Origin of the sequence: Paenibacillus sp. FSL H8-0175, from assembly GCF_045040615.1 — a bacterium.
GTDB lineage: Bacteria > Bacillota > Bacilli > Paenibacillales > Paenibacillaceae > Paenibacillus_AQ > Paenibacillus_AQ odorifer.
Map to the genome: position 1 here is coordinate 1714292 of NZ_CP150299.1, position 15726 is coordinate 1730017.

Annotated in this window: 13 protein-coding genes; 12 read left to right on the forward strand and 1 reads right to left on the reverse strand. The window is 43.7% G+C overall.

Annotated elements, in window-relative coordinates:
- Window positions 1-29 precede the first annotated feature (29 nt).
- The 7 genes from MHH46_RS07425 to MHH46_RS07455 all read left to right on the forward strand — a co-directional run bounded on the left by MHH46_RS07425 (window position 30) and on the right by MHH46_RS07455 (window position 7981).
- Complete coding sequence (locus MHH46_RS07425) at window positions 30-1676, forward strand: extracellular solute-binding protein (protein ID WP_076193489.1); 1647 nt, start codon at window positions 30-32, stop codon at window positions 1674-1676.
- A gap of 38 nt (window positions 1677-1714) precedes the next feature.
- A complete protein-coding gene (locus tag MHH46_RS07430; protein ID WP_076193486.1) occupies window positions 1715-3448 on the forward strand; it encodes a family 10 glycosylhydrolase in 1734 nt (577 codons plus the stop codon).
- Window positions 3449-3714: 266 nt separating this feature from the next.
- Window positions 3715-4998: a hypothetical protein gene (locus tag MHH46_RS07435; RefSeq protein WP_076193484.1), complete on the forward strand. Its 1284-nt coding sequence runs from the start codon at window positions 3715-3717 to the stop codon at window positions 4996-4998.
- Window positions 4999-5164: 166 nt separating this feature from the next.
- Window positions 5165-5494, forward strand: a complete 330-nt coding sequence (locus tag MHH46_RS07440; RefSeq protein ID WP_036675798.1) for a PadR family transcriptional regulator — start codon at window positions 5165-5167, stop codon at window positions 5492-5494.
- A 14-nt stretch (window positions 5495-5508) separates the two neighbouring features.
- Window positions 5509-6375 (forward strand): pentapeptide repeat-containing protein, encoded by an 867-nt coding sequence (locus MHH46_RS07445; RefSeq protein WP_076125280.1) that lies wholly within the window; start codon window positions 5509-5511, stop codon window positions 6373-6375.
- A 76-nt stretch (window positions 6376-6451) separates the two neighbouring features.
- The gene (locus MHH46_RS07450; protein ID WP_036675796.1) at window positions 6452-7210 is read left to right on the forward strand and encodes an ABC transporter ATP-binding protein; all 759 of its coding nucleotides are present in this window, start codon (window positions 6452-6454) and stop codon (window positions 7208-7210) included.
- The gene (locus MHH46_RS07455; protein WP_076193481.1) at window positions 7211-7981 is read left to right on the forward strand and encodes an ABC transporter permease; all 771 of its coding nucleotides are present in this window, start codon (window positions 7211-7213) and stop codon (window positions 7979-7981) included. It abuts the gene before it with no gap.
- Window positions 7982-8047: 66 nt separating this feature from the next.
- Here MHH46_RS07455 and MHH46_RS07460 read toward each other — a convergent pair whose 3' ends face one another.
- A complete protein-coding gene (locus MHH46_RS07460) occupies window positions 8048-9979 on the reverse strand; it encodes an ATP-dependent DNA helicase (RefSeq protein WP_256717227.1) in 1932 nt (643 codons plus the stop codon).
- 291 nt (window positions 9980-10270) lie between these two features.
- On the opposite strand from MHH46_RS07460, the gene MHH46_RS07465 reads away from it, so the two are divergent.
- The 5 genes from MHH46_RS07465 (at window position 10271) to MHH46_RS07485 (ending at window position 15691) form a co-directional block, all read left to right on the forward strand.
- A complete protein-coding gene (locus MHH46_RS07465) occupies window positions 10271-11452 on the forward strand; it encodes a sensor histidine kinase (protein ID WP_076193477.1) in 1182 nt (393 codons plus the stop codon).
- Between the two features lie 182 nt (window positions 11453-11634).
- Complete coding sequence (locus MHH46_RS07470; RefSeq protein WP_076185335.1) at window positions 11635-12081, forward strand: V4R domain-containing protein; 447 nt, start codon at window positions 11635-11637, stop codon at window positions 12079-12081.
- A 148-nt stretch (window positions 12082-12229) separates the two neighbouring features.
- On the forward strand, window positions 12230-13489 hold the full coding sequence (locus MHH46_RS07475) for an MFS transporter (protein WP_076098890.1): 1260 nt from the start codon (window positions 12230-12232) through the stop codon (window positions 13487-13489).
- The gene (locus tag MHH46_RS07480) at window positions 13486-14790 is read left to right on the forward strand and encodes an alkaline phosphatase family protein (RefSeq protein WP_076193475.1); all 1305 of its coding nucleotides are present in this window, start codon (window positions 13486-13488) and stop codon (window positions 14788-14790) included. Before MHH46_RS07475 ends, MHH46_RS07480 begins: the two co-directional genes overlap by 4 nt.
- A gap of 28 nt (window positions 14791-14818) precedes the next feature.
- The gene (locus tag MHH46_RS07485; RefSeq protein ID WP_036675789.1) at window positions 14819-15691 is read left to right on the forward strand and encodes a YitT family protein; all 873 of its coding nucleotides are present in this window, start codon (window positions 14819-14821) and stop codon (window positions 15689-15691) included.
- Window positions 15692-15726 lie beyond the last annotated feature (35 nt).

The window sequence follows — 15726 nt, forward strand, 5'->3', positions numbered from 1 at the left end:
CTCCATATTATGTAGAAAGAAGGGAAAAGATGCGCAATCGTATGAAATGGGTATCTCTTTTGCTGACTTCACTGGTGCTTCTTCTGGCTGCCTGTAGCGGAGGAGGAAATTCTAACACTTCACCAAACACAAGCGAGAAAAATCTGAATACTGAGGCCGCCACAGATGACGGCAGCGGGATCAAGCCCGTCACCTTCAGCTTCTATGGAAACTATGACTGGCTTACGACATCACCCTGGGGGGATAATGAGGCGACAAAATGGATTCAGGAGAACCGTAAGGTTACTGTTGAACCCATACAATCCGGAGGAGCGGCCGGAGAAAAGCTCAACACGATGATCGTCGGCGGTGATTTACCGGATGTCATTTTTACTGACCGGGGATCCTCAGTGGAGCGGCTGGTGCAGGCAGGACAACTCGTTGCGCTGGATGATTACTATGAGAAGTATCCGAACTTCAAGAAATATGTGAAGGAATCCACCCTGAATTTGCTCCGTTCAGAAGACGGGAAAATCTATCAAATCCCGAACTGGTATACATCCGGGCAATTCGGCAACGGCGGATGGATGGTGAATAAAGATATTTATAACGAACTCGGCAGACCGGTGCTGGAGACCTTTGATGATTTGTATCAATATTTGCTTAAGGTGCAAGAAAAGTATCCGGATGTAGTACCTCTGGAGGTTGGGGAGAAGGGGGCAGGTCTGGAAATTATGTATGGTGGTTTTAAGGAGAACTCCACCAGTAAGTTTATTTCACTCATGGGATATCCGGATGGCGACAAGCTGTCATCTATCTTGGACGATCCCGCTTACGAGGAGATGGTACTTTATATTAATAAGCTGTATCGTGAACGGCTGATTACGCAGGATGCACTGCAGCAAACCCAGGATGCGGTCAAAGAAAAGGTCAATACCAACCGGGTAGCAGTCATGGTCGAATCCAATATCACTACGTATGGAGCCGAGGGACACCGGGCACTGACAGCGAATAATCCGGACAGCGGTTATGAGATTATATGGCCGATTCATAAATCCGGACTAGACAAAACACGAGTGTTTGTAAGCGGCTTTGAGACGCTGGGTTGGAACGTTAATGTCATTACGAAAAAGGCCAAGGATCCGGAGGCCATCTTCGCTTATTTTGACTGGATTACGGGTCCGGAGGGGCAGAAGGTGCTTTTCTTCGGTCCTAAAGGCTTGTACTGGGATGAAGAGGATGCGGACGGAGCTCCAATCCCGAACGAGAAATACAAGACGACTCCTGCTAACGAGCGTACGGAAACGATGCGGAAATTCGAGGACTTTAACTGGGCGGGAAATACGACCTTTATTGATACGGCGAAAATGAGCCTCGAGGCGCTGCTTTCCGCGAACCAGAAATCCTGGGAGACCGTGGCGCAGTCCACGGTGACCTGGAAAACCGCGTTGGATATCACAGAGTTTGTAAATACCGATCCGATTCCGGATACGGAGATCGGCATCATCGCACAGAATATCGGGGATATTTATACCCTTGCTTACGCCCAGATGGTTCAGGCGAAGTCGGATGAAGCGGTGCTGTCGGCGCTAAAGACAGCTAAAAAGAACACCGAAAAAGCGGGGCTTGCTAAGCTGCTTGAATTCAGAACCGAAAAATGGCAGGAAAATGTTAAGAAAATCAACGCGACGAAATAAGACTATTTATAAAATCTTATAATTGTGGAGGCGAGATTATGGCATTTGCGTTGAGATCGAGGTTCATAGCACTGTTAAGCATCGTGTTGGTTTCTTCGATAGCCGGTGGTTCCGTTCCTGTTATGGCCGAAGAGGAGAGTAACCCCCCTTTCGAAACGGAAGTTATTGTACGGACCGTAAACCAGTTTAAGAACATGGCGGATGTCCAGAATTTCATCGCGCTCTCTACAAGCTATGGCGTCGATGTTATTAGCATGAACGTGAAGCAGGATGAAGATGATGAGGTTCCGTCTGGAAGTGTATTTTATCAGAGTGATATCGCACCAATTGCCCAAGGCTACCAGAATTTCGATGCCCTGCAGGCTGTCATTACGGCAGCCCATGCTGTAGGAATCAAGGTTCATGCCTGGATTCCGCAGTTCCATGATCAGCAGGCTTTCCTGGAGCACGATGAATGGCAGATGCAGGCGCTGGTTGACGGGGTTCAGACACCGTTTACAGGTTCTAACGGCAACGAATACTTCGTCAATCCGATTCACCATGAAGTGCAGGAGTATGAGCGTTCCATTATTCAGGAAGTAATCGAGAATTATGATGTGGATGGCGTTGTGCTGGATTGGATCCGCTTCGACAATTACAACATGGACGTCAGTGATTACACGGCCCTGAAGTATCAGGCGCAGTTCGGGTATTCACCGCTCAGCATTGACTTCGAGACAGATTCGCCTCAGCGTGAGCAGTGGAATGAATGGAGAACCGAACAAATCGGACAGTATGTGGGCGATATCCGTCAGGATATCACACAGTCCTCGAAGCCGGATGTGCAGCTCGGCGTGTATATTTTGCCGCCAGAATTCATTGAAGTTGGGCAGAATGTAGCCAAATTCAAGGATGATATCGACTTTGTTGCACCAATGGCGTACTTTGATGACTGGGAGTTCAACAGTGATTGGGTATACAGCACTTCCTACGGAATCCTGAAGGATACGAGCGACCGGATTAGCGGCAGTGACGTGGAAATTGTTGCGACGCTGGATAATGACTGGACAGATGATCAATATCAGGAGATTTACAAGGGAATCCGCGAGAATTATCCAGGTGTGAAGCGTCTGTCGTTCTTTGCTTACGGGGCCTGGCCAGAAGATGAGCTAGCCAATATCAAAGAACGTGAAACCTGGCCTACGCCAGGCTGGACGCCTCCGGTAGAACAAGACTATCCGGCTCAATTACCAGCAGGGTGGAAGGCGCGAAATATTGGTTCCATGCCGGGGAACGTTACCTACAATTCTTCCAATAAGCAATTTACACTCAGCAGCAGCTCTACGGATATCTGGGGAAATGGAGATCAACTGAATTATATATACCAATCCGTGCGGGGCGATGCGGAGATTATTGTTAAAGTGCAGTCCACTAGTCGATTGGACGGCTGGGCCAAGGCCGGCATTATGATTCGGGAGTCGCTGGGTCATAATTCGAAGCACGCAGATATGATGCTTACCCCCGAAAATGGGGCCACCTTCCAGTATCGTGCAGAGACTGCGGGCAATATGGTTGATCAGACTGCGGCTGCCTCGGCTCCAAGATGGCTAAAGCTGACCCGAAGTGGAAATACCTTCAAAGGGGCTATTTCGACGAACAGGAATAACTGGCAAACGGTCGGAACTGTTCAGATTCCGATGAACCGCAAGGTGTACATTGGCATAGCACTTAGCAATCCCGGGGATGACTCGAGGAATAAGGCTGTGTTTGGAAATGTGAAGATTACGGATTAAGCCTAATACAAGGGCACCGGTTCTTCTTTATCCGGGGGAGTTTTCGTTTATCAGGTTAACCAGAAATATTTGGTTGACCTTTTTTTGTTTCCGTTTAAGGTGATGGTGGGGGATATATCCAATTGAAATCTGAAATGAATTTAAAGCTGCTAAATCCGGTGGTATATTTAATGCAGCTAATTCTATAATATAGCTAATTCTATAATGCAGTTTAGCTTATTAATAATAGTCTTTGAGAATAACTTATACAGAATAGGAGAGATACGATGAGCGAGCGTATACCCTGCCAAACCTCAGGCTGCAAGGGAAGCATACTTCCTGCAACTGCTTTAAAGACGGGGGGAATCTGCATGCCCTGTCATCAAAGGAAGCTTGCGCTGGAGCAAAAGGCTTATATTGAACAAAATCGAAAAGACATTGATTTGTACGCAGGTGTGAATGATCCGGTTGAAATTCTTAAAATCATGCACAAACCGCGGAGATGGAGCCCGCTTGAACACGAAATCTCCTATCACAAAACCGCGCAAGAATTGTATCGTCAACTGACTGAAAGCGAAAGGGAGGGATTGGAATCCTACGCCATTGAATTGATGGAAGAAGATGATTTTGACCAGGCTGAGGCTATTTTACTGTCGCTTATATGTTTTTCAAGTGCGTGCATTGAACGGGGGCTGGAGGTTTTTTTTCACAAAGGGAAGTATTATCCCGGTATTCTCTATAAAGAAGCGGGTCAGGAGATCCGCGATATGATCATTCATCAGTTAGAGCATGACTCGGAAAACCGTAATCATTTGCTGCTTGCATTGGCCTGGATTGGCGATAAAGAGGTTGTACGGCAGTTCGAGACATGGCGGCAGCATCCGCCTCGATGGACATCGGAGTTAAATGTGGCTCCGGAAACCTATGCTCACGAAGCAGGATGGGAATTAGATCCCGACGGTGGGAAAAGGCTGCTCTTTTACCCCGAGAGTTATCATTTTGAAGTAAACAGGGACGGAAAAAATGGGCTGGATCGGGATCATACGGCGGTAGCGGCGCTGCAGGAGGGTGAGCATTCCTGCCCTTGGTGTGGCGGTAAATTGACAGTGCTGTTTGATTACGATTTGCAGAATCCACTGGTTCAATTTATGAAGCTTTCCGGCCAGCGGTTAAGGGTTGCAGCTTGCATGCATTGTAATTGTTATGGCACCGTGTTTATGAAAGCGGAGCTGGATGGCCAATATTCGTGGAGTGAATATAATACCGTTCCTGATTTTTTGCCTGCAAATGAAGACAGGGAAGAAATAGCATGGCATGCCATGCAGCTATCGGAACGGCAGATGGGAACCTATGAAAATTCGTATTGGATGCTTGAGGCGCCTGCGTCGCAGATTGGAGGACATCCGGCTTGGATTCAGGATGCGGAATATCCTGTGTGCCCTTGCTGTTCGACGACGATGAAGTTTATTGCCCAAATGGACATGGAACAGGCCGAGGACAGCGAGGGGATTTATTATGCATTTTTGTGTGAGGGTTGCCGGCAGGTAGCTGTGAATTACCAGCAGACCTAATTCAACTTATTTCTGATTAGCGTAGATTGGAACTTCAGACTTAAAAGAGAAAAATGCTGCCTTAGACAACTAAGGACGGCATTTTTTTATTTTGTATAAACATGATGATCAAAGTACCTTGACTGTCACAGTAGTATGATATACAATGCGATTATGAGGTGATGAAATGAGTGAGAACAAAATCACATCCGATCTGCTACGAGGACATACCGATACGATGGTATTACGGCTCTTGTCCGAAGCCGATCGTTATGGATATGAAATCGTCAAATTGATTGCTGAGCGTTCCGGAGGCGAGTATGAATTAAAAGAAGCTACGATGTACTCCAGCGTCCGGCGGCTTGAGGCAGACGGTGACATTGAATGGTATTGGGGGGATGAGTCTCAGGGGGGACGACGGAAGTATTTTCGGATTACCGAGAAGGGGAAAGCTGTTTACGCCAATAACAAGACTAATTGGGAGTACGCAAAGCGTGTGCTTGAAAACTTATTATAAGGAGACTTGATAATATGAATGAGAAATTAAACATGTATTTAAATGGCGTATTCGCACCCTATGACGGGATAAAAAGCGTTGCTGAATTAAAGAGTGACCTCCTTTCCGATTTGCAGGAGCGGTTCAGTGAACTCAAGGCTGAAGGCAAGGATGATGAAACGGCGTTTAAGATGACGATAGACAGCATCGGCGACATTGAACAGACGGTGCAGGAGGTTGCCAATCTCTCCCGTTCACTTGAGCGGCAGGTGGTGACGAGCTTTAGGGCGAGCAACTTATCGAAGAGTGATTTTGCAGGCGTTACCGCCCATAAAGGGGATTTTAAAGTGAGCGCGTTGCGGGGTTCCGATTTTACAGGCGCTGACTTGACTGGCAGTTCTTTCGCGGGCAGTGACGTAGGCGAGGCCAAGTTCGACAGCGCTAATCTGACCGACTGCAATCTGTCCGGCATTGAACTGGCAAATGCGAGCTTTCACAAATCTATTCTTGTTCGCACCAACTTTAGCTCATCAGGACTTACAGGGGCGAAATTTATCAGCGCAAGACTGACCGACGTCAAGCTGTGTACGACTGATCTCACGAAAACAATCTTTGAGAACTGTATCTTTGACGGTGTGGAATTTAAAACCTCTGATCTGCGGGGATTATGTTTTGACGGCCAGACCTTTATCGGGGTCAAGTTTGAAAAGTCGGCGCTGAACGATATTTCGTTTAGAGGTGCGACGTTAAAAAATGTGTCATTCCTCTCCGGGTTTTCATTATCCAAGAAGTTTTATCGTGCAATCAAAACGATCAACTTTGATGGTGCAATGATGGATAAGTTGACCTTTGCTGCGCTCAAAGGCATGGAAGCTGATTTGACAAAGGTTACAGTTCTATAAGCCTGAGCTTCCGAAGTGAGTTTTGCGGGGGGAATTCCATGAAGATATGCTAACAAAACCTTGAGGAGGGAATGCAATGAACAAGTCCATTAAAGTGGTTGGGTTAGAAAAGTCCTACAGACAGCTTCAAGTTTTAAAGGGGGTGGATTTTGAAGTGGAGCAGGGCAGCGTTTTTGCTCTGCTGGGCTCCAATGGTGCAGGCAAGACCACCATTGTCAAAATCCTCACCACTTTGCTGAATCAAGATGGCGGGACTGCTGCAGTGAACGGATTTGATGTCGCCACAAAGCCTGATTATGTACGCCAGTCCATCAGCCTGACGGGTCAATTTGCTGCCGTGGATGAGATTCTGACCGGCCGGGAAAATCTGATCATGATTGCGAGGCTCCGCCATGAGAAGCATCCGCGTCAAGTTGCGGACGATCTGCTGGAACGCTTCACTTTGACCGATGCCGCGGATCGCAAGGTATCCACTTATTCAGGCGGGATGCGCCGGAGATTAGATCTCGCGATGAGTCTTGTTGGAAAGCCGCAGATTATTTTCCTCGACGAACCAACCACTGGACTTGATCCTGAGGCAAGGATTGATGTATGGAAGATGGTTAAGGAGCTTGCCGACGGCGGTACGACTGTCTTTTTGACGACGCAGTATTTGGAAGAGGCAGAGCAGCTTGCTGATCAAATCGCCATTCTACATGAAGGTAAAATTATTGCGAGCGGTACACTCGAAGAACTAAAAAAGCGTTTTCCGCCGGCAAAAGTTGAGTACATTGAAAAGCAGCCGACGCTGGAGGAAATATTCCTCGCAATCATCGGCAAAAAGGAGGGAAAGTAAATGGAAATGATTAAGAAGCACTTTTTCAGTGACATGAGTGTAATGCTCGGACGCTCTATGCGCCATATTCTCCGCAGTATGGATACCATCATCACGGTAACTATCATGCCAATTGCATTTATGCTGTTGTTTGTTTACGTGTTCGGTGGGGCCATCCAGGCGGGTACGGATAACTATGTGAATTATTTATTACCCGGGATCATACTGATCGCTATTGCAAGTGGTGTAACTTATACGGCTTACCGCCTGTTTAATGATGTGCAAAAAGGGATTTTTCAGAGATTCCATTCTATGCCGATTGCATGTTCTACCATGCTGTGGGGACATGTGCTGACCTCCCTGATATCCAATGCGATTTCAGTTAGCGTCATCATTCTTGTTGCATTGATTATGGGGTTTCGTTCATCGGCAGGAGTGCTCTCATGGCTGGCGGTTGCCGGCATCCTGATATTGTTTATGCTGGCTCTAACTTGGGTCGCAGCAATTGCTGGACTATCCGCAAAATCGGTGGACGGCGCGACTGCTTTTTCCTACCCGATTATTTTCCTTCCTTTCATCAGCTCGGCCTTTGTGCCTACCGAATCGATGCCGCCAGTCGTTCGCGCCTTTGCTGAAAACCAACCCGTTACATCTATAGTAGAGGCGGTTCGCTCCCTCCTGATGGGGCAGCCTGTCGGCAATGATATTTGGGGAGCCATCATATGGTGCATAGCCATTCTAGTAGTTGCTTATTTAATAGCGATGCGGGTATACAAACATAAAGTAGTTTAATTGCCAGATAACGTTATAGGGTTTAGAAGCGACTTGTCTGCGGATGGGTTGCTTTTTTTCATCTCTCTACGTATCACTAAGCTGTATCCCTTTTTCTTTCACAAACTTCTCCAGAACCTTGAAATCCTCAGTAACCTTTTTAAAAGGTAAGGCTTCCAGTACCTGATCCCGGTAATCCTTTTTGGCGGCAATGGACAGGCGGGAATCAAGTATGCTGAGCACACCAAGGTCAGTTTCACTGCGGATCAGGCGCCCGGTTCCTTGTCTTAACCGAAGCAGCATGTCCGGTACAAAAACCTCTTTCAAGGGATTCTTTGCCATCGAAGTCTTATATTCATAGACAGGATCGGCAGGAACAGGGAAAGGCAGACGGAAAATGATTAACTGCGACAAATCGGAACCTTCGATATTCACACCTTCCCAGAATACACCGGTACTAAGTAGAACGCCTTTACTGCCCCGAAAGTCAGCGATCACCCCGTCTTGGGACGAACCTTCCCTTTGAACATGCAATGCCCATGCAAGCTTCTCAGAGTTTAATTTCTTATGAATATACTTCATATCCTCTTTAGCTGAAAAAAGAACCAATGTCCGCCCGTCTGTTAAATTACAGAGCCTCATCATTTCCTTGTATGCCGCTTCAAGATAATCTTCCCGCCGCTGATGGTTATAGTAGGGGATGTCCTTGGCAATATACAGCATGGTGTGGTTATCATAATCAAACGGTGAAGCTTGGCGCTCCATATAATCTCCCCTGTAACCGAGGGACTCAGTGAGATAAGCGTATTGTTCCTCCAGCGTTTCTCCGTTTTGACACATCGTTGCTGACGTTAAAATAACAGAGGTTTTCCCGTTAAATAAGGTATATTTCAGAAACTGGCTTATCCCTTTAGGGCAGATACTAAGGGTACTCTCCCGCTGGGTATTGCTTGCCCAGATCAGATAGTTATCCTCTACTCCGGCGAGTACATCAAAGAGGTCGATAAGTCCGTTCATGGCTTCGAAAATATTGTCAATCTCCCGCTCATGCCGTGAAGTTAAGACGGAAAGGCTGAGATTAAAATCTTTTAAAACCTGAGCTGCTCGTCTTAAGGGGATTCCTGTGATCTGCGATATTTTTATACGGTCATTGTCCTGCTTGGCTGTTTGCAGTAAGTCTGCCTCTACTTGTTTAAAAATATGGCCAACGCATCTTTTTATAAATTTAAATTGCGGCATAAGCTCCGTATCGGCAGATTGTTTGAAGAGAATCTGTAAGGCGTCATCCAGAATACGGCAGGTTCCCCGGTTTGTAAATTCGAGCGTTCTTGCATCTCTAACCTTCGCTTCCAGATTATGAGCTTCATCAATTACGATCAGAGCCGGCCGTTCAGTGATTAACCCCTTCGTTCCTTCCTTTTTCTTAATTAAATCACGGATGAGCAGATCCTGGTTTACGATAATAAAATCCATGTCGCTCGCGTTGGCATTAATTTTAGCTCTCATCTCATAAAACGTACATGTACTTTTATAATGGCAACGTTCAAATTTGCAATCATTCACACAAACGTTAGACCATACTGCATCACTAACCCCGCCCTTAATATCCGCCCGCTCATCAATTTCATAATTCACAATCTGTTGAGCAAGCGCAGACAGAGGGGTGTTTGAATCATCCGCTTGGAACAGATCTGCTGCCCTATACCGGCAAGCATACTGCCCCATGCCTTTTCCAACTACCGAACGTACCCTTGTAAATCCGAGCCGACTTCCGATGAATCTCAGATCTTTATGTATTTGTTCTGAAAGTTGTATGGAGGATGTCGCAATAATAACCGGTTGCCTTGAGATTTGGTTAATAAGCAGGCTGGGAATGAGGTAGGCAAAGGACTTGCCGATGCCGACTCCAGCTTCAATCATCGCGTTACGACCATTAATATAGGCATCAGCGATATCTAGAGACATATCCTGCTGGCCGATCCGCTCTTTAAGTCCAATCCTGGGAAATTTATCATACATGCGAAAGATAGCATTGACTAAAGAGGGCTCGATGTCCTTCTTTAGCTCCTGCTTCTGTAATTTGTAGAGATCACTTAACCAGCTAATGACGACCGCCCCTTTTCAAAATCAATGATCTTCCTAATTATAGTTTTTTTGGTTTTTTGGTGAGGTTGTAATTATCTTCGATGCCACTCTAACAGTCAAGTCCAGAATATAATATGATGATTAAAACAAAGTGAATTACTGTGTTTTTGAAGCAGGAAAATATACACATATCTTGAATACAAACTACAAAGAAGGAGGATGACAATGTCATACAAAGAAAATGAATTGCGTTCGTCATTAATCTTAGCAGTTCCAATCATTTTAAACAGGCATTATCATTCCATGACTATGAAAAACATCGAATTCTCCTGGTTTGTAGAGACGCATAAGGAATTGTTAGATTCATCATTCAGTACGATATTAATGAGTATGGTAGAAGCCTTGTTTTTTGATTCTTTTGGTTACGATCAATACTTAAACCTGCTAGAAAAAGAGGGGGCTGAGCAAGGGGTTTATACTGCAGAAATATTCGGTGATCATTTTGATATTTTACTTGATATGAGCAAGGATTTAAATTTAACCGCTCAGAATATTATGTTTAAGATCATTGAAGAGTTTGTAGATGATTCCGCGATCCGATTGTTTTTTTATAATCGTTTAATGGAATGCAACTGGACCCGTTTTACTGGCTTTGCACAAGGTTATTTGTCTAATAAAAATCAACAGATTGACAATTTACATGAACAAAAAATTGCTGTTATGGGACAAATGGCAGCAGGAATGGCGCATGAAATAAGAAATCCGCTAGCTTCGATTAAAGGTTTTGCTCAGCTTGTAAATATCAGGCTAAATGAGCCGGAGATCAAAGCGGATGAATTGCGTGCATATCTGGATATCACCATCAAAGAGATTGATGCTCTGAATGGATTAGTAACGGACTTTCTAATACTGGCTCGAAAAGGTGACAGTACGAAAAATAACGGCGTAGTATTTAACGTTATGGAGGTTATACATAGAGTTAATAACATTGTGAATCAACTCATACTTAGTGATGATATTATACTTTCAGTAGAGTGCTCTTTAGAAAAAGTACTAACGTTTGGAAGCGCCTCTCAGCTAGAGCAGGTAATTCTTAATATTTTGAAAAATAGTATCGATTCCTTCACAGCTTTTAGAGGCAGAATAGATATTTCTGTTACCACAGCTGCTGAGACAAACGAAATTATTCTACTCTTTAAAGACAACGGAGAAGGAATTCCACAGGATAAATTAAAACGGATATTTGACCCTTTCTTTACTACCAAGCAAAAAGGGACAGGGATTGGATTATCGATTTGTAAACAATTAATTGAAATGTATGGGGGGCATATTAAGGTAGATTCAGAGGTTCAGGTTGGAACTAGCGTGAGGGTTATTTTGCCTTGGGTTTATGATTATCATTTTTGAGGTGCTGCTGCAGCTAATGAATGAAGGAGCGACTTGCCAACAGGGAAGTTGCTTTTTTTGTTATGGTTCTACAAAAAATCAGGATGTGCGTAAGATCACAAAGCAATTATTGGATACGTTTATACTCAATATATCAATTAAATTTGAAATATAAATTACATAAGCAATTGGAGGCTACTGGCATGGATCAATTTACTTTTACAGATATGAAAAAAATAAAGAGGAAAAATTTAGGAAATGTCGTACCTTTAGAGCTTTTCAGAACGATTAGACTTATTGGTTTATATCAAGCGTTACCCATGAATGGTAAGGGTACAACGTTGACTATAGGAAGAAAAATTGGGGAAGAGTTTGGTGTTACCTCGGTTAATGAACTATTCGAGTTATTCGAACAATTGAAGATAGGGATTCCTATAATAACCCATGAAGATGACAAGGGGATGACGATTGCAGTACACGATTGTTTCTGCGAAGGGTTACCTATTATGGAAGGGAAAATGGTTTGTGACCTGGAGGGGGCCATTATCGAAGGAGCACTTACTAAAATTCGTGGAAAGCGGGTTTCCGTCCGGGAAATAAAATGTAATGTTAACGGGGATGAATATTGCGAATATATCGTCAAATATTAAATTCATATATAAAAGCGAGTAAGCGGCCTTTCGATTTTAAAAGGTCGTTTTTTTACGAAGAAGTTGTGATGGAATTAACATTCATTTAACATGCCTCTTATGCTGAAATGATATAACAGTTACAAATAGGTGAAAAGGTGGCTGTTAGATGAAACTTAGCAAAGAGGAAAAATCATGGATTTTATATGACTGCGGGAATTCAGCCTATTCGATGGCGGTTACAACTGCATTATTGCCTATTGTATTTGGCATGTTTTCAAATGTTAACAGCAGCATGGATTTAGGGTACTTTAACTCCATTGCTAGTATTCTTGTGGCTATCCTTAGTCCGATTTTAGGCACGATCGCAGATTACAAGGATAAGAAAAAGCGCTTTTTCTTATTTTTCTCTTTGATCGGTGTGCTGGCTACGGCTTCGTTGGCATTCGTTGCACCTGCGAGCGGGCAGTGGCAGTTATTGATTGTGTTTTACATCCTGTCTGTCATAGGTTTTGCCGGAGCCAATATTTTTTATGACTCTTTTCTTGTGGATATAACCACTGATGAAAGGATGGATAAGGTATCCACAAAAGGTTTTGCTTATGGATATATCGCCAGCGTCATTCCATTTGGCATCAGCCTGCTATTGATTCTGTTTATGGGGATGGATAAGTCGATCGGTTATCAGATTGGGTTTATCATTACTGCTCTTTGGTGGGGGCTGTTGACCATACCCATGATCAGAGATGTAAAGCAGAGATATTATATTGAGCCTGAACCAAGACCTGTAATCAACAGTTTTAAAAGACTGGGGGACACCTTTAGGAATGTTAGACAGCATAAAGTTGTATTTGTTTTCTTAATTGCGTACTTTCTTTATATTGATGGGGTAGATACGATTATTAAAATGGTGGTGCCCTATGCCACATCGGTTCTGGGTGCGGATGCTTTTGACACCTTTACCTTACTGGGGATATTATTAGTTATCCAGATCATCGCTTTTCCTTGTGCAATCCTGTATGGTAATCTCGCCAAAAAATACTCCGCCAGGACTTTGATCATCGTGGGGATTGTTACATATATCATTTCCTGCATCGCAGCTTTTTTTATCACTTCAGTGTGGCATATATTTATTCTAGGTGCGCTAATTGGTTCCGCTCAGGGAGGCATTCAGGCGCTCAGCAGGTCTTATTATGCGAAGATCATTCCAAAGGAGAATTCCAATGAATTCTTTGGTTTTTACAATATTTTTGGCAAGTTCGCGGCCATTGTTGGTCCTGCTGTAATGTCTTTAACAACAACCTTAACAGGTAATGCTAAATTTAGTATTTTAGCGATTATCCCACTTTTTATTATTGGATTATTCGTATTTATAACTTTACCTAAAGAGCAGCCTGAACATGACGAACCTAAGGGGCTTATTCTATGAAGTCAATTAAAGCACAAACGGCTATGGCCAAGCATTTGATCGTTATCTCTTACGATGCCTTTTCAGAAGACCACTGGGCATTGGCCAGCCGGCTTCCAAACTTAGCGGAATTAATTAAAAACGGAGCCCATAGCCATAAATTGAAAAGTGTGTATCCCACGCTCACATATGTAGTGCACACCACCATAGCAACCGGTGTATATCCGGATAAGCATGGCATCCATCACAACAATCCGTTTCAGCCCTTTATTAAGGAAGAGGAGCAGAATTGGTTCTGGTTTAGAAATGCGATCAAGGTGCCAACGATTTACGATGTTGCGCGAGAGCATAAGATGAGCACAGCCGGAATCCTATGGCCAGTATCGGGTAAATCCTCCATCCAATACAATATACCTGAAATCAGAGCCATTAAAAACGAAAATCAGGCACTGAAGATATTAAAAAGCGGAAGCCCCTTATACTGCGTGGATATGGAGCTGAAATATGGCCGGATCCGCAAAGGGATTGAGCAGCCCTATCTGGATGACTTCACGACCAAATGTGCTATAGACACGATTAAGCGCAAAAAACCTAATCTTCTAATGATGCATCTGATCGATCTGGATGATGCCAAACATGCTTATGGAACTGACAGTGACGAAGTGAAGCAGGTAATCACACGTATGGATAAAAGGTTAGGCGATACTATGCAGGCAGTGGATGAAGCGGGGATAAAGGATGATACGATTTTTTTAATTTTGGGGGACCATGGCCAGTTTAATGTTAGGTACAAGGTGCATTTAAACAACCTTTTGCAGGAAAAGGGCCTGATCTATGAAGAGAACGGCGAAATGAAGTGGAGAGCTTACTTTCAGTGTGGGGGTGGAGCGGCTTACTTGCATATCCGGCAGGGCGATGAAGAAGCTGAGCAAATAGCATTAGCTGTTATTGGAGATAATATGAGAGATGAATCTTCAGGTATAGAGAAATTGTATGCTAGAGATGAACTGGATTATTTTCATGTGGGCCAAACCACAAAGTATATGCTTGAGGCTAAGAGAGGTTATTGTTTCGACGAAAGTATGGATGAACCAACGATTGTTGATTTGGACAAACAAGGCGTTAAATTTGCCACGCATGGCTATTCTCCTGATAAAGACGGCTATAGATGCAACTTGGTTGTCTCCGGGGAAAAGATTAGAAATGGGCATCATATAGGGGACATCGAAATGGTAGATATAGCCCCCACGATGGCAAAGATTTTAGGGATTGATTTTAATCCAGGTGACGGAAGACCTTTAGAGGAAATTTTTATGGACTAAATTAAGCAATGTGAAACGGAGAAATTCAATGATTGAAACGCGAAAACAGAAATCAAATAAACTCAAGATATTCTCAAAAGTATTCATGATTATTATTGGGGCGCTAATAGCTGCCTATGGTCTAGAATCCGTATTGATACCCAACAACGTCTCAGATGGAGGTGTCACAGGTCTAAGCATCGTTGGCTCTGAACTGTTTGGCTTACCGCTAGGGCTGCTAATTGGCATAATTAATATCCCTTTTGTATGGCTAGGGTATAAGCAAATTGGTAAAAGCTTTGCTCTTTACTCCGTTATCGGTATTGCTTCACTGGCTATTGGCACTAGTCTTATGCATCATGTACCGACGATTATAGAAGGTGATACCTTATTAATTACCGTTGTTGGCGGGATTATTATCGGTTTTGGTATGGGTTTAGCCTTACGTAATGGTGGAGCATTAGATGGGATAGATATGTTAGCTGTCTTACTTTCACGAAAATTACCTTTTGGGACCAGTGATTTAATCTTATTTCTAAACATGTTTGTCTTTATTGTTGTTTCAACAGTATTTGGCCTACAAGGGGCTATTCTATCAGCGCTTGCTTATTTTATTGCTTCTAAGGTCATTCATATTATTGAAGAAGGTTTGAGTGGCTCTAAAACGTTTAAAATCATCACCATTCAACCGGAAATCATGGTCGAGACTATTCGTGACCGATTGGGTCGTGGAGCAACTTATACAGATGCTTATGGCGGCTACTCCAATGAACAATTCAAAGAAATCACTTGTGTCATTAACCGTCTTGAAGAAAGTAAAATAAAAGATATTATTCGTGAAATTGACCCGAATGCCTTTGTAGTAGTCTACGATGTTGCAGAAGTTAAAGGTGGCAGTTTCAAAAAGAAAAATATTCACTAACGACTATAAAACGTGTTGGAGAGAAGCTAATTATG

What these genes read in the sequence shown, in the direction of transcription:
- MHH46_RS07425 (WP_076193489.1), top strand. Translation starts at nt 30, where the DNA reads ATGCGCAATCGTATGAAATGGGTATCTCTTTTGCTGACTTCACTGGTG.
- MHH46_RS07430 (WP_076193486.1), top strand. Translation starts at nt 1,715, where the DNA reads ATGGCATTTGCGTTGAGATCGAGGTTCATAGCACTGTTAAGCATCGTG.
- MHH46_RS07435 (WP_076193484.1), top strand. Translation starts at nt 3,715, where the DNA reads ATGAGCGAGCGTATACCCTGCCAAACCTCAGGCTGCAAGGGAAGCATA.
- MHH46_RS07440 (WP_036675798.1), top strand. Translation starts at nt 5,165, where the DNA reads ATGAGTGAGAACAAAATCACATCCGATCTGCTACGAGGACATACCGAT.
- MHH46_RS07445 (WP_076125280.1), top strand. Translation starts at nt 5,509, where the DNA reads ATGAATGAGAAATTAAACATGTATTTAAATGGCGTATTCGCACCCTAT.
- MHH46_RS07450 (WP_036675796.1), top strand. Translation starts at nt 6,452, where the DNA reads ATGAACAAGTCCATTAAAGTGGTTGGGTTAGAAAAGTCCTACAGACAG.
- MHH46_RS07455 (WP_076193481.1), top strand. Translation starts at nt 7,211, where the DNA reads ATGGAAATGATTAAGAAGCACTTTTTCAGTGACATGAGTGTAATGCTC.
- MHH46_RS07460 (WP_256717227.1), bottom strand. Translation starts at nt 9,979, where the DNA reads ATGTATGATAAATTTCCCAGGATTGGACTTAAAGAGCGGATCGGCCAG.
- MHH46_RS07465 (WP_076193477.1), top strand. Translation starts at nt 10,271, where the DNA reads ATGTCATACAAAGAAAATGAATTGCGTTCGTCATTAATCTTAGCAGTT.
- MHH46_RS07470 (WP_076185335.1), top strand. Translation starts at nt 11,635, where the DNA reads ATGGATCAATTTACTTTTACAGATATGAAAAAAATAAAGAGGAAAAAT.
- MHH46_RS07475 (WP_076098890.1), top strand. Translation starts at nt 12,230, where the DNA reads ATGAAACTTAGCAAAGAGGAAAAATCATGGATTTTATATGACTGCGGG.
- MHH46_RS07480 (WP_076193475.1), top strand. Translation starts at nt 13,486, where the DNA reads ATGAAGTCAATTAAAGCACAAACGGCTATGGCCAAGCATTTGATCGTT.
- MHH46_RS07485 (WP_036675789.1), top strand. Translation starts at nt 14,819, where the DNA reads ATGATTGAAACGCGAAAACAGAAATCAAATAAACTCAAGATATTCTCA.